At 57.4% G+C, this 22,565-nt stretch carries 23 protein-coding genes, 2 tRNA genes and 2 pseudogenes; 14 read left to right on the top strand and 13 right to left on the bottom strand.

All coding sequences use genetic code 11. The features are described 5' to 3' along the window. Nucleotides 1-494: 494 nt before the first annotated feature. Nucleotides 495-568 (bottom strand) — tRNA-Cys (locus LPU83_RS47460). 301 nt (nucleotides 569-869) lie between these two features. Here LPU83_RS47460 and LPU83_RS47455 point away from each other — a divergent pair. Continuing rightward, nucleotides 870-1,136 (top strand): hypothetical protein, encoded by a 267-nt coding sequence (locus tag LPU83_RS47455; RefSeq protein ID WP_024317455.1) that lies wholly within the window; start codon nucleotides 870-872, stop codon nucleotides 1,134-1,136. Between the two features lie 24 nt (nucleotides 1,137-1,160). Here LPU83_RS47455 and LPU83_RS47450 read toward each other — a convergent pair. The 4 genes and pseudogenes from LPU83_RS47450 to LPU83_RS47435 form a co-directional block, all read right to left on the bottom strand. Next, nucleotides 1,161-1,319, bottom strand: a pseudogene (locus LPU83_RS47450) (ATP dependent DNA ligase); the annotation flags it as partial. A 13-nt stretch (nucleotides 1,320-1,332) separates the two neighbouring features. Beyond that, nucleotides 1,333-1,761 (bottom strand): hypothetical protein, encoded by a 429-nt coding sequence (locus LPU83_RS47445; protein WP_024317456.1) that lies wholly within the window; start codon nucleotides 1,759-1,761, stop codon nucleotides 1,333-1,335. Nucleotides 1,762-2,865: 1,104 nt separating this feature from the next. Beyond that, on the bottom strand, nucleotides 2,866-3,120 hold the full coding sequence (locus LPU83_RS47440; protein WP_024317458.1) for a glycosyl hydrolase 108 family protein: 255 nt from the start codon (nucleotides 3,118-3,120) through the stop codon (nucleotides 2,866-2,868). A gap of 1,182 nt (nucleotides 3,121-4,302) precedes the next feature. After that, complete coding sequence (locus LPU83_RS47435; RefSeq protein WP_037068948.1) at nucleotides 4,303-5,685, bottom strand: IS701 family transposase; 1,383 nt, start codon at nucleotides 5,683-5,685, stop codon at nucleotides 4,303-4,305. A gap of 269 nt (nucleotides 5,686-5,954) precedes the next feature. On the opposite strand from LPU83_RS47435, the gene tnpA reads away from it, so the two are divergent. The 5 genes from tnpA (at nucleotide 5,955) to LPU83_RS47410 (ending at nucleotide 9,495) form a co-directional block, all read left to right on the top strand. Further along, nucleotides 5,955-6,338 (top strand): IS66-like element accessory protein TnpA, encoded by a 384-nt coding sequence (gene tnpA, locus LPU83_RS47430; protein ID WP_037068998.1) that lies wholly within the window; start codon nucleotides 5,955-5,957, stop codon nucleotides 6,336-6,338. Beyond that, nucleotides 6,335-6,682, top strand: a complete 348-nt coding sequence (gene tnpB / locus LPU83_RS47425) for an IS66 family insertion sequence element accessory protein TnpB (protein WP_037069001.1) — start codon at nucleotides 6,335-6,337, stop codon at nucleotides 6,680-6,682. Before tnpA ends, tnpB begins: the two co-directional genes overlap by 4 nt. A 72-nt stretch (nucleotides 6,683-6,754) precedes the next feature. Then, nucleotides 6,755-8,320, top strand: coding sequence for an IS66 family transposase (gene tnpC, locus LPU83_RS47420; protein WP_037069003.1), 1,566 nt, complete (start codon nucleotides 6,755-6,757; stop codon nucleotides 8,318-8,320). After that, complete coding sequence (locus LPU83_RS47415; RefSeq protein ID WP_037069005.1) at nucleotides 8,320-8,625, top strand: hypothetical protein; 306 nt, start codon at nucleotides 8,320-8,322, stop codon at nucleotides 8,623-8,625. The genes tnpC and LPU83_RS47415 overlap by 1 nt, the downstream gene beginning before the upstream one ends. A 513-nt stretch (nucleotides 8,626-9,138) precedes the next feature. After that, nucleotides 9,139-9,495, top strand: a complete 357-nt coding sequence (locus tag LPU83_RS47410; protein WP_141652603.1) for a hypothetical protein — start codon at nucleotides 9,139-9,141, stop codon at nucleotides 9,493-9,495. A 75-nt stretch (nucleotides 9,496-9,570) separates the two neighbouring features. Here the strand turns inward: LPU83_RS47410 and LPU83_RS47405 are convergent, their stop codons facing one another. After that, entirely contained in the window at nucleotides 9,571-10,770 is a 1,200-nt protein-coding gene (locus tag LPU83_RS47405; RefSeq protein WP_024318072.1) for an NUDIX domain-containing protein, read from the bottom strand. 346 nt (nucleotides 10,771-11,116) lie between these two features. Between LPU83_RS47405 and LPU83_RS47400 the strand changes: the two genes are divergently transcribed. Further along, nucleotides 11,117-11,551, top strand: a complete 435-nt coding sequence (locus LPU83_RS47400; RefSeq protein WP_024318073.1) for a helix-turn-helix domain-containing protein — start codon at nucleotides 11,117-11,119, stop codon at nucleotides 11,549-11,551. Nucleotides 11,552-11,832: 281 nt separating this feature from the next. Here LPU83_RS47400 and LPU83_RS47395 read toward each other — a convergent pair whose 3' ends face one another. Then, nucleotides 11,833-12,090, bottom strand: a complete 258-nt coding sequence (locus LPU83_RS47395; RefSeq protein WP_024318074.1) for a DUF2171 domain-containing protein — start codon at nucleotides 12,088-12,090, stop codon at nucleotides 11,833-11,835. A gap of 838 nt (nucleotides 12,091-12,928) precedes the next feature. Continuing rightward, entirely contained in the window at nucleotides 12,929-13,342 is a 414-nt protein-coding gene (locus LPU83_RS47390; RefSeq protein ID WP_024318075.1) for a hypothetical protein, read from the bottom strand. A gap of 211 nt (nucleotides 13,343-13,553) precedes the next feature. On the opposite strand from LPU83_RS47390, the gene LPU83_RS47385 reads away from it, so the two are divergent. Then, complete coding sequence (locus LPU83_RS47385; RefSeq protein WP_024318076.1) at nucleotides 13,554-13,985, top strand: hypothetical protein; 432 nt, start codon at nucleotides 13,554-13,556, stop codon at nucleotides 13,983-13,985. Between the two features lie 181 nt (nucleotides 13,986-14,166). Here LPU83_RS47385 and LPU83_RS47380 read toward each other — a convergent pair whose 3' ends face one another. Then, nucleotides 14,167-14,628, bottom strand: a complete 462-nt coding sequence (locus tag LPU83_RS47380; RefSeq protein ID WP_024318077.1) for a BA14K family protein — start codon at nucleotides 14,626-14,628, stop codon at nucleotides 14,167-14,169. A gap of 129 nt (nucleotides 14,629-14,757) precedes the next feature. Further along, nucleotides 14,758-15,054 carry a membrane protein gene (locus LPU83_RS47375; RefSeq protein WP_024318078.1) on the bottom strand — a complete coding sequence of 99 codons (297 nt, stop codon included), beginning with the start codon at nucleotides 15,052-15,054 and terminating at the stop codon, nucleotides 14,758-14,760. Nucleotides 15,055-15,171: 117 nt separating this feature from the next. Here LPU83_RS47375 and LPU83_RS47370 point away from each other — a divergent pair. Next, nucleotides 15,172-15,246, top strand: a tRNA-Asn gene (locus LPU83_RS47370). Nucleotides 15,247-15,929: 683 nt separating this feature from the next. Here the strand turns inward: LPU83_RS47370 and LPU83_RS47365 are convergent. After that, nucleotides 15,930-16,100: a hypothetical protein gene (locus tag LPU83_RS47365; RefSeq protein WP_157997339.1), complete on the bottom strand. Its 171-nt coding sequence runs from the start codon at nucleotides 16,098-16,100 to the stop codon at nucleotides 15,930-15,932. 884 nt (nucleotides 16,101-16,984) lie between these two features. On the opposite strand from LPU83_RS47365, the pseudogene LPU83_RS47360 reads away from it, so the two are divergent. Next, nucleotides 16,985-17,377, top strand: a pseudogene (locus tag LPU83_RS47360) (class I SAM-dependent methyltransferase); the annotation flags it as partial. Between the two features lie 81 nt (nucleotides 17,378-17,458). Here LPU83_RS47360 and LPU83_RS47355 read toward each other — a convergent pair. Then, nucleotides 17,459-18,292 (bottom strand): SDR family NAD(P)-dependent oxidoreductase, encoded by an 834-nt coding sequence (locus LPU83_RS47355; RefSeq protein ID WP_024318080.1) that lies wholly within the window; start codon nucleotides 18,290-18,292, stop codon nucleotides 17,459-17,461. A 100-nt stretch (nucleotides 18,293-18,392) separates the two neighbouring features. Beyond that, complete coding sequence (locus LPU83_RS47350; RefSeq protein ID WP_374046216.1) at nucleotides 18,393-19,085, bottom strand: ChrR family anti-sigma-E factor; 693 nt, start codon at nucleotides 19,083-19,085, stop codon at nucleotides 18,393-18,395. Between the two features lie 184 nt (nucleotides 19,086-19,269). On the opposite strand from LPU83_RS47350, the gene LPU83_RS47345 reads away from it, so the two are divergent. Genes LPU83_RS47345 through LPU83_RS47330 form a run of 4 tightly spaced genes read left to right on the top strand, consistent with a single transcriptional unit; the run spans nucleotide 19,270 to nucleotide 22,510 of the window. Then, nucleotides 19,270-20,310, top strand: a complete 1,041-nt coding sequence (locus tag LPU83_RS47345; RefSeq protein WP_024318082.1) for a cysteine synthase A — start codon at nucleotides 19,270-19,272, stop codon at nucleotides 20,308-20,310. 6 nt (nucleotides 20,311-20,316) lie between these two features. Then, nucleotides 20,317-21,054 (top strand): alanyl-tRNA editing protein, encoded by a 738-nt coding sequence (locus LPU83_RS47340; protein WP_024318083.1) that lies wholly within the window; start codon nucleotides 20,317-20,319, stop codon nucleotides 21,052-21,054. Nucleotides 21,055-21,072: 18 nt separating this feature from the next. Then, nucleotides 21,073-21,942, top strand: coding sequence for a 3-mercaptopyruvate sulfurtransferase (sseA, locus tag LPU83_RS47335; protein WP_024318084.1), 870 nt, complete (start codon nucleotides 21,073-21,075; stop codon nucleotides 21,940-21,942). Nucleotides 21,943-21,946: 4 nt separating this feature from the next. Further along, the gene (locus LPU83_RS47330) at nucleotides 21,947-22,510 is read left to right on the top strand and encodes a GNAT family N-acetyltransferase (RefSeq protein WP_024318085.1); all 564 of its coding nucleotides are present in this window, start codon (nucleotides 21,947-21,949) and stop codon (nucleotides 22,508-22,510) included. The last annotated feature ends 55 nt before the right edge of the window (nucleotides 22,511-22,565 follow it).

The raw sequence follows: 22,565 nt of genomic DNA, 5'->3' as shown, positions 1-22,565 counted from the left end.
TGTTGATGGAGCAAATGCCACGGCAAGCTGACTTTGGTGACGCAGGAAGGAGCGTCCTGTCCATACCGCTGAGGCCTAGTCGGGATGGTGATACTAGAAGCCGGGAGAGGACCAGCCACTTTGGCCGGCCCCTCCAGCATTGTCGGGACTGAAAACTACCCCCGCCCTGTCTGCCGTGGGCGGCAAGCGCTAATTCAGGAGTGGGTCCGACCTTCAAAGCCCCACTGTCCTCGGCAGACCAGCGAGAGAAACAATAGCGCTGAGATCAGGGCCGGCCTAGACGGACCTAGGTCCTAATCCGATTGGAGTAGGTTGGTTGGCGAGGTCACGCTGGAAATTTCGCAGATAGAAGCAGCAAGAAGCTCTGACGCCAGATGCGGCGACGGCCCGAAAACGGATCAGGCCGGATAGGCATGGCGGAATAGGCCACGTTCAGCCCGCGCCCGGAGAAACGCGGTCGCAAAATCAATAACTTGTCGATATCTAGACAGATTTGGAGGCCTCGCCCGGAATTGAACCGGGGTACAAGGATTTGCAGTCCTCTGCGTCACCACTCCGCCACGAGGCCTCACGCGGTCGAAAAATCGAACCGTGGCGGTCGTTTAGAACCATCCTAGATAAATCGCAAGGGGGTCCATTCTGAATAATGTCCTTTTTCCATTCTGAATAAGCGTTTCCAGAACGTTCTTCCACAGGCTTAAAGTAAGGCGCTTGGATGAGATGGGCGAACGCTCGATCTGTCCAGAATTCCTATGCGCGTTGGAGCGCACTATTTTTCTGCGCGTCGAAAATATACATCTAATATCGACGTTGCTGGCTATCATTGCCAAAGGACTTTCCGAGCGGTTTTTAGTCTATTGGCGTGAGCGATGGCAGATAAAGACGGCGGGATAATCTCAACCGTTGCCCAGGTTGTCGAAAAGTTCGTTGGCGACTACTCGATTTGGCTTTGGTTGATGGTATTTGGTGCGTGCCTTCTCTTTATGGATTCTCGCGGATACGTCAGCATCGCCCAGTTACAGACCCATCGTCAGAGTCAAGCGATGATCGGATTTGTGTTCGCGACTTGCATGTTTTTGAATGCCCTGAGACCGGCGGCTCCGTCTTCGAATTCCTTTCGGCGGCTGCCGGATTGAACGAAGCATTTACCGCATCAGCCTTCAACCTGGAAGATCATAAACCGCAGCGTTGTCCTGCACGTCTCTCAGCCCTTTGTATGAGGAGTGGCGCAGGTTCCCGTCATGGGTCCAAGCGCGGTACTCGATCTCCGCAATGAGCGTTGGCTGAACCCATACGAGGTTCTTGCGCCGGCCGGCATACCTAGAGCCCTGCTCATTCTTCAGGAGGGATTCGAGGAAGTATCGGCGGGCTGTAAGCTCGAGGCTGAGCGGCTATCGCTATATCGGTAAGTAGCAGGTTGTAGCTGGCGATCAGCCGCCCGCCGAGCCCGAGCTCGCGATCGGTGCGCTCATAGTTCGGGTCCCACGTCGTCTGGACGAAGCCACGACCGTAAGGAACTTGTCCGCCATTGCGACCAGGCACGCCGTACTTGCGCCCCTTCCCTTTGCCGTACTCGGCGATGGGTTCCATCGTGGTGGCGGTTTCGTGATAGGCGGTCGCCAAGACATACGCCATCTCGTCTGCAGCGAGGCTTTTGGCCGCGTCTAGAAGCGCCTCTATGCCTTTCACCTGATCAGTCGAGAAGCCATTCGGGAATAGCACGCTGCCTCGCAGCGTGTCGTAAAACGCCTTGCGGTCCATGGGACGCTCCAGATTGTTGGAAAAGAAAAAGCCTGCCGAAGGCGAGCGCTAATTGTACTTTGCTATTCTCGATTGAAGTGCAATAGTTACCGCACCGTGACTACGAGGGGGGCATGGCAGACCAAATAAATCTACCGCCGGACGAAACGGGCCAAGCTTACGGCTTCATGCGCCGCGTCTCTCTCAGACTCGCTCGTGGCGCGGCTTACGCTTTCATCGCGCTTTTGCTAATCCTCGCAACGGCTACGAGATGCACCGACCGTCGATTCTTGTCTTGACCACAGGGGCTATCGGTATGATCAGCGCAAGACTCGGCTTGGCCGCTTTGTTTCTTCTTCTAGCGCTGGCGATTTTTAGCCCTTCGGTTTTGGCGCAACTCGTAAGGGCGCTCTCCTAGCGCTCGTGTTGTGTGGGCGTTTGCCCTAGGCAAATGGCTTCCCGGACGAACCGGCCGTCATCAGCCGATGTTAGAACAAGCCGGGCGCGAGCAACCACCAGCTTGGAATGGGACGCTTACCCCTTTCTTTTCCGCGCAAGCGCCCATTTTAATACGCCTATTAGCGAAATTGAAGATTCGGAGCCGCCGCACTATCTCGCCCCCTGCAAACTGGGAGTAGGCCAATGGCACGATATGAAGAGACGAGGCGATTCCAATGCGCCAGCCGAGCCGGAAAGCTATGCACGGTCATCGAGCAGATCAGGACCGATCAATCCAGATTTGGCGACTTTAGAATGGGAAGAGTTGACTATTTGACAGACGACGGGGACGTCGTCACTCGTCTAGATGAAGAACACTTTCTCATTTTGATTAGCGAGGAAGAATTGCGAGTGACGCATCCGTAGCGTCGATTTTTTTCACCGAAAGGTAGGCAATCTACGCCCAATGGACGAAGTGCGAGCAATGGATGGTTGTGGTTTTATCAACCCGACCGGATGCGGTCAGTTTCTCTTGTAATGCGTACGGAAGCCCGCCCGGACCCCGGCGGGCTTCCTGTTGTCAGGGCTAGACTACCGCGTTGGCAGCGGCCTCAGCGTCTTCGACGGAAGCCGCAGCCTCGATCGCCGCCTTTGTGCCGAGGCGAGCCGGTTCGATCGCACCGCCGATCATCCGCCATTGCGTGAATGCGGCATAGATGACGTTCGCAACCTCGCCGACTGTTCATAGATCTCGGCGGCCTCGTTGATTGTCATTGCCTTGACGCGTTCAGGCGGTACGTGAGCAAGGCCGAGATGCGCCGCCAGCGTCTTATGGGTGATCCCATATTTGGTTGGACCACCGCTGTCGGTCTGGGCATCGCTGTAGCATCCCTCAGACCCGAATACGAGCGTGAGGGCTTTCGGAAGTGTCTCCCGGGCCATATGGACTATCTCCGATTGTTGAATGATGAAATCGAATTGGGTACGTGCTAGCGCCGTGATTTTTCAGTAGAATTCGTATTGCGTGATCATCACGCATATGCCCGGGCAGCCCCGACAAACCCGTTCCTTGTCGGGGCTCCCGGATCAATCACACAGGATCGCTGCGTTCGAACCCTTCTTCGCAGCGAGAAGGAGGATCTGGCGATGTGTCTTGGAGGGGCGCCGCCAGATCTTCCGCCCTTAGATCAGCCACGGCTGCGGGGCCTGGTGATGGGCACAGCCCGACAGAAGCTGCAACGAAGTTCTCCTGCGCAGCTACCTTCAAATTCATCGATGTTGGAAAAGAAAAAGGCCGGCCGAAGCGAGCCTGTTGCTGATAATGTAGAGCGATCGCCTAAAGGAGGCTTCGCTGCCTCAACCGACGAGTTGGCGACCGACAAAGAGCGAACCGTAGCCATTGAAATGCACGTGGTCAGCGTTGATGAGGTGGCCATTCACTTCATAAATCGGATACCCTCTATGAAAGTAGGATAGGAAAGATGTCGATGAACCAAGCCCGACGGCCTCTAATGAGCGGTTTGAAGCTTACAAATGTCCCTTACAGTCAGCTTCAAACGTTGTCAGGGGTTCTGCAAAAGTATCGCGGCACGCACTACAGATTACCACCCTCGGCCGGCCCTATGGCTCTCGCTTCGTCGGCAGTGTGGTAGACCCTGAGCAGGAACGCCAGTGGCCTCGCGATGGCGCGATCGTCAATGGGAACCCGAGCCAAATATTACCTGTGACCACAGCAACGCCTGCAGCTTGTATGCCGGAGTGAGCGATCAGGTGATAAATGCGGAGCGGAGCCCCGGCCGGCAAGTTGCTCGACCGGGAAACCATTGAAAACTAGTGCTTAGTGGCTTGAATAATTATCGTTCCCAAGGAGACCTTTGGCGCATCCATGCTAATGTTTGCTGCATTTTTTGAGAGCCACTCCTTCGCAAGGCGAACACTCTCTTCAGTGCCGGCCTTGTCCCGGCATACGGTCATCGATAAGCCGCCGTCGCTTTCACTACTGCGTGCTAGAGTGTAGCTTTCAAATCCCGTGACTGAACGCATAAGCTTTTCAACGTCTGCCTTATGCATCTCCAGCAATGAGAACAGCTCTTTCGAGCCCTTACCTGAGCTCGACTTTGTACATTATGCAGCGAAGCAAAGTGCTTGTGTCATCCGCTTGAGGCGGCTTGGTTGAGTTTCAGGAATGTCCGGGTCTGGCGGGTGCTGTCGATAAATATCCTGATCCCACAGGATCATGCGAACCGCACCGATGGCATCGGAGAAGGTGAACTCTGTTTTCTTGTACCAGGCGGCGGCATAGGGAAGGACGCCATGACCGAGCAGATCGCATGCCCAGAGTGTGACGAGGCTGTAGAGCGCCAGCAGCGACGGGGTCGTGCGCATGATGGCTTTGTCGTTCCACTGCCGTTGGGTTTCCACGCCAAGATGCGCTCGCGTTTCGGCGAAGGTGACCTCGATCTGCCAGCGCCGAACGAAATAGGCAATGATCTGAGCGGGCTCAAGGTTGACGTTGGTGCTCATGAACGCCTGGGGTTCACGACGGCCTGATGGATCGCGAACGAGAACCCAGCGAATTGGTCTTGGGGGCGTTCCACGCCGATACCAGAGGCCGGTTCCTGATGTGACATCAAGGGTTTTGTCGGTTTGCTTGCCGTACCAGGACGATGCGACGATGCGCTGCCACTCGGTCTTTGCGTCTTTGAGGAGCGTTTTCAGTTTCGGCAATGGCCTGCCTTTTTGCGCCGGTCGCCCGAGCGTATGTTCGTGCCGTTGATCTGGTGGAGCAAAGAGACTGGCATCCAGACGCAACCGCGTGATGAGAGTGGCCGTGTCGGGAAGAGCCGCAGCCAGTGTATGAACGGCAAAGCTGCTATCGCCGACAAAGATGATTTCGCGGCCCGGCAGCCAGCGGCAAAGCTGCAAGACGCCTTGCCTTGCCCAATCAGTCAGCAGCTTGTGCTTTCGGCCCTTCTTCTGATCATGGCGCTCAGAGGGACACAGGATCGTCAGCACCGGCAGGGCTTTAATACATTTTGCCCATGGGACAGGTGAAAGAACCATGAAGCTCAACCATCTCAAGCCGCTGGCTTTGACAAAGTGGCCATGGCTGGAGCGCACCGGGTCACGATAAATTCCACGCGCGGCGATGCGTTGGCCCCAACGCCGTTCGATTGTATCATCCATGCCAATCACGACAGGGCCCTCGGGCACGAGCCGGGCAACAATGATGGACAGCAGACGGGCCGCCAACGTGCGAGGGTTCCAGCGGGCTCGGTTGAGGAGTTGATGATAGGCGGCAAAATTACTTACCTCCGCGCGTCCGGTGATGCGCAGGCAGGCCGTCACCGTTCGCTTGCCAGGCGAAAGGAGCGCACCCATCACCAGGACCAGCAGATGCTCCCAGCTTGGCGCGGTAAACCAGAAACGAAACGGCGACAGCCATTTGCGAAGGATGTGGGGGACCGCGTCTCCCGGCTCACGGCTACAATCATGTTGTTCGCTCATCCATTCGTTCGAATCCGATCAAACGAATGGCGCAAGGCCGGGACCCTGCGGCGAATTGATTCACCCAGGGCTGCTCAGATGCCCCCGAAATCACCACCGATTTTGTACAAAGTCGAGCTGAGTAAGTTCTTACAACGACGTCCATAATGGATTTCCAATTCAGGAATGCGTTCATCATCTGTGAGCGTCCGGTGAGGGGATTTTGGTCAGGCGGGGAATTGGCGCAAGTTACGACACAGATGAATCATTTGTGACGTAACAGGGTATGAATGGCCAAGGTTGAGATCCTGACGGGTACGGAGCGACAACGTCGATGGTCCACAGAATTGAAGCTTTCGATTTTGCAAGAAGCGTTTAGTGCGGATGGGAGCGTTTCCGACGTAGCGCGCCGGCACGACGTCCTTCCGCAACAGATATACGCCTGGCGAAAGAAGTTCTTTCCACCTGAATTGAAATCTCCGGAGACCGCATTCATTCCGGTCTCGCTTATCGGAGCATCGGCGAGCCACAGCGACGATACCAAGAAGAGCGGTGTTCGGTCGAAGTGTAAAGACGTTGAGATCGTTCTGAGGAATGGCCGCTTGCTAAGAATTGCAGCGGACATGGATCTCCAGGTGTTATCGTCGCTGGTCGCTTGTGTGGAGGCAGCATGATCGGGCCTTCGGGAAATGTGCGGGTTTATCTGGCCTGCGGAGTGACCGACATGCGGCGTGGCATTGATGGACTGTCGGCGCTCGTTGAGACGGTTATCAAGGAGGCGCCAGGTTCCGGCGCAATCTTCGGCTTCCGCGGAAAACGTGCTGATCGGATCAAACTTTTATGGTGGGATGGCCAAGGGTTCTGCCTATTTTACAAAATTTTGGAACGCGGATACTTTCCCTGGCCGACGGCGAAAGAAGGGGTTGCGCATCTGACGCAAGCCCAGTTGTCGATGCTTGTTGAGGGGATCGACTGGCGCCGACCTGCGTGGACTTCCGCTCCCGGTCGAACGGGTTAAAAGCTATATTTTGCAATGACATCCGAGGCATAATGCTAGCGTTTCCGGCGCAAATCGGCTACGTATGCGGGTATGGAAACGACGCCGCTGGACAGTCAGGACGAGCTATCTGTTTTGCGCGCTCTCGTCGCTGAACAGGCGGCGAAACTTGAGAGCCAAGAAGCTGAAGTCAGCAAGCGAGACTCCATTATCGGGCTCCTGCGCGCGCAGTTGGATTTGCTCCGCCATCGGCAGCATGGCGCTTCTTCGGAAAAGATCGACCGCAAGATCGAGCAATTCGAGCTGATGCTGGAGGAGATCGAAGCCTCCCGTGCCGAGGCCGAGCTTCGCTCCGGGAAAGCTCCTTTGCCGGAGTTGGACGACGCACCGGACAAGCCGAAGCGCAAACCATTGCCCGATGGTCTTCCAACCGAAGAACTGGTCTATGCGGCACCCTGCAATTGTCCGACCTGTGGTGGTACATCGTTCCTGAAGGCCGCTGACAGGGTGGTCCAGGTGATGGAGCACGTGCCGGCGTCCGTCAAGATTGTCCGCCACGTCGAAAAGCGCATGATCTGCAGGGACTGCGATACGACGGTGGCAGGCGAAATGCCGACCCTGCCGATCGAACGCGGCAAGCCCGGACCGGGGTTGCTGGCCCATATCATGGTCGCCAAATTCGACGATCACATCCCGCTCTACCGTCTATCCGAGATGTACGACCGGCTGGGGATAGATATCTCCCGATCCGTGATGGCCGACTGGGTCGGCCGCGTGTCAGTTCTGCTGGCTCCTCTCATCTTGCTGATTAGAGCCCATATCGCGGCGGTCGATCGAATACATACGGACGATACCCCGGTGGATGTTCTCGACCCTGGGCGAGGAAAGACAAAAACCGGGCGGGTCTGGGTCTATGTCTTCGATGGCAGCGGCTATCAAGATCCCACTCCAAGAGCCATTGCCTACTACTATAGCCCCGACCGCAAGGGCGCGCATCCAGCCGACCATCTCGCTGCCTTCAGCGGCGTGATGCACGCGGATGGCTATGGTGGCTATAAGAAGCTTTACGGCAACCAGATCATCGAGGCTGCGTGCATGGCGCATGTACGCCGCAAGTTCCACGATGTGATCAAGCTGAAGCCATCTCCAATCGCTGACGAAGCGCTGTCGCGCATCGGTACGCTCTACGATATCGAAGATCGTATCCGCGGCATGTCGGCTGACCAGCGGCGTACACTGCGCCAGCAACACGCCAGGCCCCTTCTGGAGGACCTCAAGAGCTGGATAGAAGAGACGCTTTCGACGCTGCCACAGAAGCAGAAGCTGGCTGAAGCGATGCGATATGCCCTCTCGCGATGGGCAGCGTTGAGCGTTTACATCGATGATGGCCGTGTCGAAATCGATAACAACATAGCTGAACGAGCCATGCGTCCGCTTGGAATCGGAAGAAAAAATTGGCTCTTCGCCGGGTCAGACAAGGGCGGTGAGCGCATCGCCAACATCCTGACCATCATCGAGACTGCCAAACTCCATGGCCACAATCCGGAGGTCTATCTCACAGACGTCCTGACCCGGATACAGAGCCACCCAAAGGATCGGCTCCAGGAATTGCTACCGTGGCAGTGGGCGCCTGCAAAAGACCGATACGAGGCTGCGTGATGGCACGCTCGAGGTTCATCTATACGCTGAAAGAAGTCGCCGGCATGATCGGCGAGAACCTCGAATTAATCGAGGAGGTGACCGCCAACTCAGACAATATCGCCGAGGGCGAACTGGTATATGTCCGCGATGGCAGTGAAGATGGCACAACAGGCCTGACCGAAAATGGAATTGACGACCTTCGAGATCTCCTGGCCGACATACGGACGTGGGATGGTGGAATCCGCCAGTTCCTCGTCGATGAACAATGCGATCCCGAGATGATCGAGCGCGTCATGGCAGATGAACTAAGCCGCAAGTCCTAAACCGCGCCTCGTAGACGCAAAAAATGCGTTCGCCGGACGCTCACCATCATCTGAACGCATATGGTGGAGAGCATCAATCAAAACCAACGGCTCCGGTCCTGCTGACCACTATCCCTGATATGGGGCGCCTTCGACCGAATGCGAGTTAATAGTGGCATGGCCTCTAAAGCGATCGGAATCGGCAACAAAAAGGCCGGGGCGAAATCGCACCGACCTTCCTCACGTCGCATCTCAAACCAGTGCCTTGCAGTGGGTAATCACACAGCCAATGGGCGCCAAGTAGCAGAAGCGCCATCATCAGGAAATTCTCGATCATCGTTTCTCAACTTGTGGAGAAGTCGAACAACGAGCAAAGCGCTCAGGAAAGCCTGTGAGCATCGGCGATTCTTGCGATGTCCCCTTGATGGAATCGGCAGTTTCCAACTTCATGGTGTTGCAACCAGAGAAGGATATGCACCTGGATATACCAGCGCACTAACCGGCATTTCGACCGCACTTACGATCGTGAAGCAGTTGAACGACATCGACCAGAAGGTCGACGAGGCTTCCTTCAAGCTTAAGATAGCCGAAATTAGCAGCGCCTTTGCGGAAGCAAAGCTTGGTCTTATCGACGCCCAACAAGAACTGAGGCAGAAAGAAACCGAGATAGCGGCTCTTAAATCGTCCCTCCAGAGAAAAGACGAAACCGTCGAGCATAGCGGCTATCGCTATCGTTGTGACGCCGAAAAGCAGCCGATCGGAACTGCTTTCTGCCCGATATGCATGGATGATGGCCGCTTTGTTTTGACCGTACAGTCAGATAAATCCGGCCGGCCATATGTCTGCCCTCGCTGTGACGGCAACTTTGGTTACCTATCGGCTTTCCGCTAGAGCGCTCGCTATGTCCCCTGTCCCGGCGGCTGGTAGAAATGCTTAAAGAGCCCCCAGAGGAGACCTCTGAACACGCTAGAAGATCGCCGCAATACTACGCCGACCAAATTGCCAAACTTGATGACATATCGAGCTAATGAAGCGCGGCGTCATCTCGTAATCGCGCATCTCTCTGACAGCCTTGTCGGCCTGGCCGAGCAAAGTCTGGGTTTCCTGCATCGCCGCCTTCTTCGCGGACTCCAGGTCTAGCCAACTCTTAGGGCGTTCCTCGGTGGCGTCGCCTTCCTCGACGGCCTCCATAAGAAAGACGCGGGCCAGCGTATCGGGCCTCGTCCGAGATTTCATCTCGACCGTGTCGAGCGGCTTCAGCACTCGCGCCCACGTTCCGGTCTCCTCCCGTACCTCCCTGACGGCCGTAAACTCAGTCTGCTCGCCCGCTTCGATGTGGCCTTTCGGGAGCAGCAGCTGCGAGGGTTCGTCCTTCGCCCCTACCAGCAGATACTCGAGGCCTTGTTTGCTTTTCCTGAAGACGATGCCCCCGGCATGGGTCAATCCGTCCGCCCTGGCCGCCGCCGCCGGCGCCGGCGGATTCTTCAGTCCCTCTTTCGTGATCACCAGCCAGTATGCCTGCTGGGTTGTTTTGAATCGCTGTTCGACGTAGCGGTACAGGGCGAGCCCACCAAGCACGGCCGCGATCACTACGCGCAGCCAGTCTTCCCTGAAAGCGTAGATCACTCCGAAGATGGCAAGCGCGACCACGAAGCTGCGGAAGAACTTCGCGTCGGCTTCGAACCGCTGCACCTGCGCCAGGCCTTCCGGACTTTCGAGCGCCAGCCGTGCCTTGCACCACTGAAACGCGTTGATCGTGTTCTCGGCAGAGAGCTGCTGCAGGCCCGCTGTCTTCAGTCGTTCTGCCTTCGTGACTGCTCTATCAGGGTTGGGGCCGAACAGCAGGTAGGAGGGTGCCAGCCTGCGCAAGAGCTCCGGAGAAAGCCCTTTTCCCTTGGATAGCCTTTTCGTTTGGCCGAGATCGGTCCACGCCCGCATTGGATCGTAGATCCATTCGTCCAGCAGCGCGCCGATCAGAAAGATGAAATGGCCGAGGAAATAGCTGACGAACAGGAAAACACCCCACCCGACTTCGTTGGTGTCCGGGAACAGGGTAGAGTCATGGGGAACAAGTTCCCCGCCGAGATACGCGACAAACATGCCCGGCAGGATGATCGAGAAGAAGTCGACCAGCCCAATGAAAAACTTCTGCGGTTCGAAGTTCATGGCCCACCCCGGTCGTAACCACGTTCTCGCAGGCACCAATAATATCACAATTTTCTCATGTGAACGAACTGATCCGCAGTGGCTATTGGTTCGGTGTCAGAGGAACTGCCGCCGCGGTCCGTCGAAGCTGCACGCTCGCCAGTCCGGCAACCACGGGGACCGAGGCTCGTCGAAAATGAAGAACCCACCGACGGGTCACCGTGGCGGGCGTTGAGCCGCCCGATCGCTCCAGACGGCCTCAACTATTTACACGACTTCCGTGCTTTTAATGTTGTTGAAAACACGGTTTTCGTGCATTACAATCTTACCGAAGCAATCCAGCTTCGGGAGGTCTAGGAGCCCTTCAATGTTCGATCTCAAAGCATTCCGCGCAAGCCTGGACCTCACCCAGCACGAGATGGCGGAGGCTATGGGCATGCCCTTCCGAAGCTACCAAGACGTCGAAGCAGGCAAGAGCGCCGTGCGTCCAGTGCATGAGGCTGCAGCCAAATATGCCGGTTGGCTCATTCGTCAACAGGGACGACACAAGGGAGCTCGTCCGCTCCATTTCTTCTTGGCCCGTTTCCGCGGTGAGGAAGGGGAATGGACTGCACCATGGACCGTCTGGGCGGAAGACTTCAATGATGCTGTTGAGCGCTTTTACACGCTCGGAAGCATTGACCGATCACAAGAGTTGCAGATCAGGCTAATGCCAGAGAACGCGTCCAAAGTGTTCGGGCACGCAAGGAAGCATGCCGAGGCTGTTCTCGAGCATCGGGATGCAACTTGGCCCGATCAATAAACACCCGCCACCCGGTGGTGACGGGCTGTTACAAAATGGCGCTCAGAATATGCGCGGCGACTTACGTTGCCTGACTTGCGCCTTCCCGCTGGCGACGGTGTTCAGTTCGTTTGCTCACCCAAATTACAGTAGTTGAGCAGCAAAGTGCCTGTTCGTTCACGGCTTGTCCGGCGCCTTGAAATTCGGTGCCCGAGCCGACGCGCGGGCTGTGAGGATGCGTCCCCCGGTCAAGCTGGCAGAGCCTCAAACTTCTATGCCATCTGACGCTTGACTCCGAAGAATTACGCCGGACCCGAGCCTTCTTCCTCCTCGAATGTCACCGCGACGTCGCCATTCGCCGACAGACGCACCTTGTCGCCTTCAATTTCGGCCACCAGCCCCAGAGGGATATAGTGGTGGTGTCCGCGATGCGAACCTTCGCCACTGTCCTTTTTGGTGAGCTTGATCCGATGGCCTTCGACGTGGTCGACTGTGCCGACATGGACACCATCGGCTCCGATAACTTCGGCGTGTTCCTTGATCTGCCCTGCATCTACCATTGGGATTCTTCTCCTTTCCGCGACTAACGCCGCAGAGCGAGATAAGATCCATGGAAAAGCCCGCCGACCGGTGAAGGTGGCGGGCGATTGGTGAAAACAACCATTCAGGCCGCATGTTCGATTCGCGAGATCAATCGCGATGAACATGAAAGGCAAACTTTGGAATTGCAATTTTGTATCGACTGGCTGGACCAGACGGGGCCATTGGGTCGCCATCCGAGAAGATGGGGTTTAGCTTTGCTCGGACCTTATCCGACCGCCTCAGACGCAACCCGTGTGGCTGCCGCGGAGAGTGAACGCCTCGGAATGCCAAGCTGTATCGAGGTGTCCGCCCGCCGACCGGGTGACAAACCGGCGACGGGCTCTCTGGCGCTATAATTTGAGGCTCTGCAATGGACGATGCGCGACGAAAGCTGAGAATACTTTCGGATCGCCGGGATGCTGAAGGTATCAGTCCGGGCCATCCCCACTACATGGAATAATTCCAACCGGCACTTTGGTTTAAGTGCCGTTTCGCCTAAATGTTGTCGAAGGGCGTCGTGACCCTTCGCTACAGAAGGAGATCAGATGAAACTTACACTCGAATACCGGGAACTCACCATCAAGCTCGTGATCCCGCCCGTGCTCATCATGCTAATACTCAAAGCTCTGCACTTCATAGCCATGTAACGCAGTGAAGGAGTGGCCGCTAGACCCGGCCACTCCTTCAATTCCTATGCCGCCGATTTCGGCGAGCTTCTCTCTGCTTGCGACGTTCGTTCTGCTCGGCGGCCCCATGAGAAGTCCCGGGCCTCGATGTCAGCGGCTGCTACCATCCAGGCGAAGTGTCGCGGTTCGTCTATGTTGACCTGAATATGCTCGATTTCGGGGCACGGTCGCAGCACTCTTTTCCGTAATTCCGATGGATGTGCTCGACACTCCGGCACCACTTGCTAAAGGACATGCCGCCGGCTTTTGACTTCGCCCATGACCAGAGGCAGCGGCGATCCCGCTCGCGCTGAACGTGGACGATCAGGTCGTTAGCCCTTTCCCAGTCGGTGACATCCTTCACCTGAAGGCGGATAGACCGAGCATCCCAGAATGCCTGACGCTCTTCCTCGTATCGCTGGCCGGCCCATCCCGCTTGGTCGACATGGTCGTGAACGTATGGCAGAGCCTGCGCGTTCAGCCTTGCTGGCCGCGCCGTGTTTGGCAGCCGCCGATCCACTTCCGCAGCGTGGATGAACAGCTCGGCTATTTCGTCATGCGTCATTCTCAGATCTCCACTAGCTCGGGCTGCCCGTAAACCTGCCGCAGCATCAGATATACCATGCCCCCCAGTGCAAATCGTGGCTTCCTCGATCGGTGCCGGCTATGCGCCATGGACCGTGCTTCCGACCATCCCGACAAGATCCGCCTGAAGCCGCAAGACGGACAAGCTCGCGCTCCACCCGCTGGAGTACGCCGACGAGGATGGCTCGCTGGTGAAGCTCTACGAGAAGGCGGAGGAGATCGTAAACAAGACGCCTCGTTACGGCACGTCGATCGTCTGCAAGAAGAACGGCCAGCTATTCGGAGACGGCACGTTCCTCGCGCATGAGGTTCGCGAGAGGGCGGACAAGCTCCGAGACGAAGGAAAGCTCGACGCGCCATCCTTCAGCCTGGACAAGTGCAGGCACGGCGGCATGACGGAACTGGAAGAAAGCGGGCTCACCGGAGGACAGGGTCGGGTGCTGTCAAAGCACAAGACTGCGGCGGCCTATCGTGGCTATGCGAAGGAGACGGAAAAGCGCGTCTTGGAAGCCACGAAGAAGCGTTTTGGCCATTCTGAACAGCCGAAAAAACTGAATGAAAACAATGGTCGTAAAACGAAGAAAACGCCTGAAGTAGGGGCGCTTATTCAGAACGGGCATTGATTTTATTGGAAATGCTGTGGATTTGCAGTCCTCTGCGTCACCACTCCGCCACGAGGCCTCACGACGCTTCATGACCGAAGCGTTGGCGGGCATTTAGAATGAATAGAAATCGAGTGCAAGGGGTTGTTGAAAAACCGATAGGATTTCAGGTCGTCATCCCACCGGTTTCTGTGGTCAACCACTAGTAGGGAGAGTAGCACTGCCGCCGCGGACCGTAATAAGGCTGGTAGGTGTTGTCATACGCCCGATACGACCGGTAGCGGCTGTAACACCAATCGACGTGCGAATTGCCCACCGGTCGAGCCACCGGCTGCGAAGCAATCAGGCCGCCGATGATGGCGCCGGCTGCAAGACCGCCGAGCAGCGCACCCGCATCGCTGTTATGGCCGCGGTAGTAGCCGTCGCGATAATAGCGATTTCCGGAATGATTTCCGTAGTAACGATCTCCGTAACGGCCATGGCGGTAGCCGCCGCAACGGTAAATACTGCAGCGGTCGAAGCCGCGACTATTTCTCGCACCGGAATCTCCGAACCCACCGCGGCTCTGAGCCGAATGCTCATCGCCTGAATTTTCGGCAAAAGACGGACCGACGCCGGCCAGGCTTGTGGCGATTGCCAACACCAATACCGCAAGTTTCTTCATTCCAGCACCTTCTTATTTCCTGCATGCTTGTACACTTACGCGCATATCTCATTAACGCTTAGCTAGGTGCGAGGTTCCGGGCCGCGCACCGTTCGGCATTTTCGCTTGGGCTGCCGGATGATCACCGATTCAAGGGTTGGATTTACGCCTCTTCACCCACCAGACGGAGAATCGCCGCCGCATCCGACGGACGAGATGCAAATCGTGCGACAACAGGATGAACCCCAGCGGAAGCATCCAGAAGCCGAGAACCGGCAGAAAACCGAAAACGCCGCCGAAGATCAGCAGCACGCCGATTGTCATCCGGGCAAAGCGCGACCGCGGGAGCGGGATGCTTACGGAACCCAGAATGAGATGGCCCGTGGTGTGGTCGATGCCAAATCGCTTGGCGCTTGATTTTCCAGTGGTATCATGTGCTTCAGTCATCCACAGGAAATGGGGTTATGCAGGTCGAATACAAGCGGATGTCATTTTTTTGAAAAAACCGCTTGGCAAATCGGGCAAGCGTTTGTATTAGGCCACTCACACCGCGGCGAGCGGTGATCCCTGGTAGCTCAGCGGTAGAGCATTCGACTGTTAATCGACAGGTCGCCGGTTCGAATCCGGCCCGGGGAGCCAGTTTTGAAAGTAAGCGCCTGCTTTTGTTGTCCGAAGCAGGCGTTTACTTCTCCACTTTCCCTCCCCACTTTTGAAATCGACCACGAGCGGCTGGCTGCGGATAACTTGCGCCGCAGCATGTCTGAGCCGCGAGCGCCAGCGCCGCCCCCTAGCCTGTCGGGCTTTCGCTTTTTCTGGTGGGCGTTAGCAGAGCGCAACGGAACCATTCGCAGGTTTGCGGGTTTTATCAACGCAATCACTCTGACAGGTAGTTGCGCGCGCTGGCCCCCGCAGTCCCTCAAGGCGCCAGCACAAGAAGGCCCGGAAGCTCCCAGCGCCGGGTCTTCATTTTGAGTGCTTAATGCTTCCCGCCGATTTTTCCGTCAGACCCTGATCCGGCTCCATCATCCCGTAGCGTGAACGAGTCCAGCAGACGGCGACTCTCGCGCATATGGGCGATCAAGCGGCGAGCGTAGTTGTCGTAGGCGCTGACTTCGTCGGATCGAACTGGCGGCAGTCTTTCCATGCGCGAATCCTCCATTAGGTTAACCTAATAGAGATGAGAAAACGGGCGGAGGCAACTGATTCTATTGGGGTAGACCGGTCGGCGCGCTGCTGGTGGAGGCGCAGGTGGTGACCGCGCCGGCCATTGGTATATACAAGAGGCCACGCCAGGGAGGCGGGCCGGCGCGCAAGTATCGCGTCTAAAACTTGTTCATGATTATGTCGAAGAGCTCACCGCTCTTGATTGTCTTGTAGATCAGCCAGTCCATGGAACCTCGGCCGAAGTTGCAGTCGAAACACGCCAACGCCAGGCGCGACCGCCTGTTGCTGCCGCCATCCGATCGCCGATCAAGATGCTCGAGCGTTTCCACGTTAGGCATCCTGCTGTTAGGGTTCGTCAGGACCATCCGCACCCCGCAGCAGCAGCAGCAGAGGTTTCGCTGCTTGCGCCTGAGCGTTGCGCGGAGTCCTGCCTGCTTGATCCTCACTGCGTGGTTCCGCGTGGCCAATGAGTGTGCTCGAGCGCGTCGCCTCGAACGGTTCGGTTTGGACGTTCGTGATCGCTAGGGAGGTTTATTCCGTAGATTTCTCTACCCATTGCGCTTCGCTGACGGAGAATGACGATTGCTCCGGTTTCATGGAAGTCGACGAATGACGCCTTTGCCCTTTGCGACAAGATCAGCTAGACCCTGCGACCGGGCGCGACTGCCATTAACTTAAGAATGGGGTCGGGTGGCAGATTGACGTCACGCCGCTGTCACGAGATCACGTGACCGCCCCTGATAGCTCCTTGACCGCCCTCACGCGGCTCGCCTCGCTTTTTTCATCGCGGCCCACCAAGCTGCAAATTCGCCGTCCAAGGACAGCGGACACCACCATACCGGAGGAGACATCGAAATGCCTTCGGGATTCGTGCCGGCGGCAATGCCTCTGATGTCTTTGGTGGGAATAAATCCGATCTTCAAGAATCAGCCGTCGCCCCACGCCGTTCAGCGCAGCGCGAGGACGTGCAACGAGCGTTCTTGGCCGGAATGGAAGCTTTCCCAGGGCCGCGGTTGTTGTCGCTTAAGGAAGTCGCGTCGGCGCTGAATGCATCTCCGTCAACTACTCAACAGTTAGTCGCGTACGGCGAGCTTGCATTTGTTCAGATAGGCAAAGGCCAGAGCGAAAGCGTATGGCCTTCTTGTAGTCCGATGTGTAGGGTCTTATAAAGCGGCAGAGGCCAAGGACCCTACACATTCGTGCGCATGACAGCTTCTCCAAATTACGCCAATGCCTGAAGCCGAGGGGCAAAGCCGGCCTTCAGATCATCGCCATTCGCCCCGAGGCGTTTTCCCAATATCGGACGAACCCCGATTCCATCCAGCGCTACGTCGTCCCCGGCGGCATGTTGCCGGCACGCGACCACCTGGCCGAACTTGGCCGCAAGGTGAATTTGTCACTGGTCAGGGACTTTGCTTTCGGGTTAGACTACGCCCGTACGCTTGCCGAATGGCGTGAGCGTTTTTGGTCGGTATGGGAGCTTGTTGGCCCATTGGGCTTTGACGAGCGCTTCGAGCGGCTCTGGGAATTCTATTTTTTGTATTGCGAAGCAGGCTTCCGCGCTAGAAAAATAGACGTCCGCCAGGTCGTCTTTGCGCGGAATTGACGAGAGCGGATGGCGGCCAATCCGGGAGATGACCTCCTGTCCGGCCGCCATCCGCCTCGTCCGTGCCTTGGACGCCGAACACTACTCTGCAGGATGCGCCATACCCGGTCGTGCATGCTTTTCAAGCGGCCGCTCCCGCCAGCCGGTCGAGCGATTCACTAACCAGAAATAGAGACTATAAGGCAGGAGATTGACGAGCTTCATCATGTAGGTGAAACGCTTCGGGAAGATAATCTCGAAACGCCGAGACTTGAGGCCCGCCGAAATCTGCTCGGCTGCCTCCTCGAACGAGACCAGAGAGGGCATGGGAAATTCGTTCCTCTTCGTTCCAGGAGTATCGACGAAGCCCGGATTGATGAGCTGAATGCGGATGCCCATCTTGTCTAGATCGAATTTCAGACTTTCCGCCATGTTGATCAAGGCGGCTTTTGTGGCGCCGTAGGCCGCACTGGTCGGCAGGCCGCCATAGCCCGAAACGGACGAAACGATGGCGATTTGTCCGTGCCCCTTCGCCTTCATGTGCCGTACGGCCGGGACCAGGCAATTTACAACACCCTGCAGATTGACCGCGAAACTCTGCTCGAAATCAGCAAGCTTCAACTCCTCCGCGTGGACAGGCAGATAGACGCCGGCGTTGAAGATCGCCAGTGCGAGCGCACCATGTTCATATTCGATTGAAGCAAGCACGTGCTCCATGTCTTCGGCGTTCGTGACATCGCCGTCGAGCACGATAATGCTGCCGGACAGGTCGGAGGCCTCGGCCTGCAGTTCGGCGAGCTTCTCATGGTCGCGGGCGGTGACGGCGACCTTGTATCCATCTCCCGCGAGTTTGAGTGCCAGCGCTCGCCCAATTCCGGAACTCGCGCCGGAAATCCAGGCTATCCCATGTTCGGGACGAGCAAAGAAATCTTGCATGGTACATCTCCTCCGGGCCGCCTTTCTGAACGTCAAAAAAGTCCGGGTGTTCCTCGCCATCTCCCGGATTTAGGCCTGTATCACACCATTGTGGCTGCTTTCAGCCGATCAGGTCACCTATGAGCTGACGGAAAGATCCAGTCAGCTTGACCGGCGCATCGAGAACCGAAAACGCGATGCAGGGACGGTCCTTTTCGGCGATCGGCCGGTGGTCAACGCTCTCATCTGCTACCGAGATATCGCCAGGTCCGAAACGACCGCGAGCATCGTTGAACGCGCCGTCCAGGATCAAGGTCAGTTCCATTCCCTTATGGGTGTGCGCCGGCAGCGCGCGGCCGGCCTTGATCCACATCAGGCTGACTTCACAGCCATCGATGTTGGTGGAGTATTCCTTGAAGCCTGGAAGCTTCGTCTTCCAAGGCACTGTATCCACATCATAGCCGACCAGATTGCGTATCGCTTTCGGGAAGAAGCCGCCGTGTGCCTGCAGATCGGCTGGCGCCTGATCTTCGGCCGGCGGCGCGGAGCCGAAGACGGCAGCGAGCTGCGCCTTGCGATCGCTGATCGCAGCCTCCGGTATCTGCTCGAGAGCCTCGCCAGCCATGGATTCGAGATCGCTCACCAGCAAGCGATGATCCGGCTTCATTTCAAGATGCGATTCCACCAGCACGCGCGCCGGCTCAGGAAGGGATCCGGCGACGTAATGCGCCATCAGTGCATCGACCGTGTCGATATGATCGGGAACCATGACGGTTTCGGTCGTTTCCGCTTTTAGAGATTGCTTTGTCGTCATCCGTACGTTGAAAGTCAATCTCCGGATCACTAAGGCGGCGAACGCTCAGTCTCGACCACTCTGGACGCATCGAAGTCTAATTTTATCGTTGCGCTCAAAGGGATGGAATAGCATTTCTTGCCAACCTAGCCTTGTGAAGGGAAAAGACCGTTCCTAAACTAAGCGTTCAAATGAGGCAGAGTCCATGACCGTCTATCCCTCCGTTCTGGAAGCAATCGGCAACACCCCCCTGATCAAGCTCAAGGGCGCGTCGGAAGCGACCGGCTGCACGATTCTTGGCAAAGCGGAATTCCTCAATCCCGGCCAGTCGGTCAAGGATCGCGCTGCGCTCTACATCATTCGCGATGCAGAGAAGAAGGGCCTGCTGAGGCCGGGCGGCGTTATCGTCGAGGGGACGGCCGGCAATACCGGCATCGGCTTGACCGTCGTTGCGAAGGCGCTTGGCTACCGAACGGTCATCGTCATCCCGGAGACTCAGAGCGAGGAAAAGAAGGACGCACTGAGGTTGCTCGGCGCAGAACTCGTTGAGGTGCCTGCCGTTCCCTACAAGAACCCGAACAACTATGTGAAGGTGTCCGGAAGGCTTGCCGAACAGCTGGCAAAGACGGACCCGAACGGCGCGATCTGGGCAAACCAGTTCGACAACGTCGCCAACCGGCAGGCCCACATTGAAACGACAGCCCGCGAAATCTGGAACGATACGAACGGCAAAGTGGACGGCTTTATCTGCTCCGTTGGCTCGGGGGGGACGCTTGCGGGTGTCGCAGCCGGCCTCAAAGCCTTCAGCAAGGACATCAAGATAGGCCTTGCCGATCCCGACGGAGCCGCGCTCTACGAATTCTACAAGAACGGCGAACTTAAATCCGCTGGCTCCTCGATCACCGAAGGAATCGGTCAAGGCCGGATCACGGCAAATCTGGACGGTTTCACGCCCGATTTCGCCTACAACATTTCGGATGCGGAAGCCCTGCCCTACCTTTTCGATCTCGTCGAGCATGAAGGCCTGTGCCTGGGTGGATCGACGGCGATCAACATCGCCGGCGCGGTGCGCCTTGCCAGGGAGCTCGGTCCCGGCCATACAGTCGTGACGATCCTCGCCGACTACGGCAACCGCTACCAGTCCAAGCTCTTCAATTCGGACTTCCTGACGTCGAAGGGCCTTCCCGTTCCCGCATGGCTCGCCAAGACGCAAACCATACAGATCCCATACGAACCAGCAGCGTGAGACCCCATGCCCGTCAATGCCCTCTATCGTGACGATTTCTATCTTTCGACATGCGAGGCGGTGGTGACCGCCGTTCACGATGACGGGGGCATTGAGCTGGACCAGACCTGCTTTTATGCGACATCGGGAGGCCAGCCGGGCGACACCGGCTTTCTCGAGCGCACGGACGGCAGCAAGATCACGCTCGGGCAGACGAAACATGGAGCGACAAAAGACATCGTCGTGCATGTGCCCCTCGAAGGCGAAGCCAAGCCAGCTGTTGGCGAAAAGCTGGTGCTGCATGTCGACTGGCCGCGTCGCTACAAGCTGATGCGAATGCACACGGCCTGCCATCTGCTTTCCGTCGTCTGCTCCTATCCGATCACCGGTGCCGCCGTCGGCGAAGACGAGAGCCGTGTTGACTTCGACATGAGCGAGACGATCGACAAGGACGACGTGACCGAAAAACTCATGGAGCTGGTGCGGCAGAACTATCCGGTTTACCTGCAGTGGATTACCGACGAGGAACTTGCGGCCAATCCCGGTATCGTCAAATCCAAGAATGTTCGCCCGCCGATCGGCCTTGGCCGGGTCAGCCTTGTCTGCATCGGCGAAAACTCTGCGATTGACAGCCAACCTTGCGGCGGCACACATGTGTCCGAAACTCAGGAAGTCGGCCAGATTCACATTGCCAAGATCGAGAAGAAGGGCAAAGAAAACCGGCGCTTCCGAATTCGCTTCGGCGCTCCCGGCGACGAAGCTTGACGGTCTAGGGAGAGCAAAATGAGCGAAAAGAAGAGCCGTTTCGTCGTTTCGGCCGATTGGCTGCAGGCGGAACTCGGCAAGCCGGATTTGCGGCTCCTGGATGCGTCCTTCTATCTGCCGGCGCAGCAACGCGATGCTGACGCGGAATACGCCGCCGGCCATATCCCCGGCGCGATCCGTTTCGATCAGGACAAGATCGCCGATCACTCCGTGCCGCTGCCGCACACCATTCCTTCGCCAGACCTTTTCGCAATCGAGGTCGGTAAGCTCGGTATCGAGGAAAAGGACCGCATCGTCGTCTATGACGGCATCGGGATGTTCGCCTCTCCGCGTGTTTGGTGGCTGTTTCGCGTGATGGGCGCGCGGAATGTGTACGTGCTCGACGGCGGCCTGGACGGATGGAAATCCGAGGGCCGCCCGCTAGAGACAAACGTGCCGCACTATGAGCCCAAGGTCTTTAGGCCGACCTATGACGCCTCGCGGGTCGTCAATCTCGACACAATGCGGGACATCGTTGCGAGCGGCGCCCTGCAGATAGCCGATGCCCGAAGCGCCGGCCGATTTACAGCGCTCGAGCCCGAGCCGCGCGCTGGTATGCGATCCGGTCACATGCCCGGGGCGCGAAACCTGCCATCGGGCGTCTTCGCCAACCAGGGCCGCTTCAAGTCGCTGCCGGAACTCCAGCAGACGATCGAGGACGCGGGCATAGACCTGTCGAAGCCCGTGGTGACATCCTGCGGCTCCGGCATCACAGCTGCGATCGTCACGCTGGCGCTCGAATCGCTCGGCCATACCGACAACAAGCTCTACGACGGCTCCTGGAGCGAATGGGGTGGCCGGGACGACACGCCCGTCGTCACTGGCCCGCCAGAACCGGTCAAAGCCTGACACGATGGTGAAGGCCCCCTCGTCCATGAAAGCCCATATTACGCGCCTGGAAATGACGTCACCGCCGAAGGCAAGCCTGCCGGTGCCGATCAACATCCAGACGGCGATCATGCGGGCTCCCGACATTCCGTTGCCGTTCTACCGCTATCTCTACCGCCAAGTCGGGGCCAGATGGCAGTGGGTGGACCGTTTGCGGATGGTTGACGAGGATCTGGCCAGGGCGCTGCACGACAAGCGCAACAGTATCAGCGTGCTCTACGTGAACGGCGCACCCGCCGGTTTCTATGAATATTTCATCGAGGATGAGGACACGATCGAGCTCTGCCACTTCGGACTGTTCGAGCATGCGCTTGGGCTGGGGATCGGAAAGTGGTTCCTGCTGCAGGCGCTCTATGCAATCTGGACGCTCAATCCGAAGCGGGTGACGACCACGACCAACAACCTCGATCACCCGCGCGCCTTGCAGCTCTACCAGATGTTCGGTTTTTCCCCGGTCTCCACCGGCTCGGGCATCGTCCGGCCTCTCAGCGACAAGGAACTTCTGGAGTTGAGTAAAAGGGACTGGTGAGCCGGCAGAGGCAAACCAGTCCGAAGAGCACCTGCAGGAATCGGGTGGTATGTGT

It is taken from the genome of Rhizobium favelukesii (assembly GCF_000577275.2).
GTDB classification, from domain to species: Bacteria; Pseudomonadota; Alphaproteobacteria; order Rhizobiales; family Rhizobiaceae; genus Rhizobium; species Rhizobium favelukesii.
The sequence above is the reverse complement of the archived record's forward strand: the minus strand, read 5'-3'. Positions and strand labels throughout refer to the sequence as shown.

Excerpts from the sequence above, each read along its gene's own strand:
- LPU83_RS47445 (WP_024317456.1), bottom strand. The coding sequence starts at position 1,761 with ATGGACCGCAAGGCGTTTTACGACACGCTGCGAGGCAGCGTGCTATTC.
- tnpA (WP_037068998.1), top strand. The coding sequence starts at position 5,955 with ATGGCCAAGGTTGAGATCCTGACGGGTACGGAGCGACAACGTCGATGG.
- sseA (WP_024318084.1), top strand. The coding sequence starts at position 21,073 with ATGAGCGAAAAGAAGAGCCGTTTCGTCGTTTCGGCCGATTGGCTGCAG.
- LPU83_RS47380 (WP_024318077.1), bottom strand. The coding sequence starts at position 14,628 with ATGAAGAAACTTGCGGTATTGGTGTTGGCAATCGCCACAAGCCTGGCC.
- LPU83_RS47395 (WP_024318074.1), bottom strand. The coding sequence starts at position 12,090 with ATGGTAGATGCAGGGCAGATCAAGGAACACGCCGAAGTTATCGGAGCC.
- LPU83_RS47400 (WP_024318073.1), top strand. The coding sequence starts at position 11,117 with ATGTTCGATCTCAAAGCATTCCGCGCAAGCCTGGACCTCACCCAGCAC.
- LPU83_RS47455 (WP_024317455.1), top strand. The coding sequence starts at position 870 with ATGGCAGATAAAGACGGCGGGATAATCTCAACCGTTGCCCAGGTTGTC.
- LPU83_RS47345 (WP_024318082.1), top strand. The coding sequence starts at position 19,270 with ATGACCGTCTATCCCTCCGTTCTGGAAGCAATCGGCAACACCCCCCTG.
- LPU83_RS47355 (WP_024318080.1), bottom strand. The coding sequence starts at position 18,292 with ATGCAAGATTTCTTTGCTCGTCCCGAACATGGGATAGCCTGGATTTCC.
- tnpC (WP_037069003.1), top strand. The coding sequence starts at position 6,755 with ATGGAAACGACGCCGCTGGACAGTCAGGACGAGCTATCTGTTTTGCGC.
- LPU83_RS47415 (WP_037069005.1), top strand. The coding sequence starts at position 8,320 with ATGGCACGCTCGAGGTTCATCTATACGCTGAAAGAAGTCGCCGGCATG.
- LPU83_RS47375 (WP_024318078.1), bottom strand. The coding sequence starts at position 15,054 with ATGACTGAAGCACATGATACCACTGGAAAATCAAGCGCCAAGCGATTT.
- LPU83_RS47435 (WP_037068948.1), bottom strand. The coding sequence starts at position 5,685 with ATGAGCGAACAACATGATTGTAGCCGTGAGCCGGGAGACGCGGTCCCC.
- LPU83_RS47330 (WP_024318085.1), top strand. The coding sequence starts at position 21,947 with ATGGTGAAGGCCCCCTCGTCCATGAAAGCCCATATTACGCGCCTGGAA.
- LPU83_RS47350 (WP_374046216.1), bottom strand. The coding sequence starts at position 19,085 with ATGACGACAAAGCAATCTCTAAAAGCGGAAACGACCGAAACCGTCATG.
- LPU83_RS47340 (WP_024318083.1), top strand. The coding sequence starts at position 20,317 with ATGCCCGTCAATGCCCTCTATCGTGACGATTTCTATCTTTCGACATGC.
- LPU83_RS47390 (WP_024318075.1), bottom strand. The coding sequence starts at position 13,342 with ATGACGCATGACGAAATAGCCGAGCTGTTCATCCACGCTGCGGAAGTG.
- LPU83_RS47440 (WP_024317458.1), bottom strand. The coding sequence starts at position 3,120 with ATGGCCCGGGAGACACTTCCGAAAGCCCTCACGCTCGTATTCGGGTCT.
- LPU83_RS47405 (WP_024318072.1), bottom strand. The coding sequence starts at position 10,770 with ATGAACTTCGAACCGCAGAAGTTTTTCATTGGGCTGGTCGACTTCTTC.
- tnpB (WP_037069001.1), top strand. The coding sequence starts at position 6,335 with ATGATCGGGCCTTCGGGAAATGTGCGGGTTTATCTGGCCTGCGGAGTG.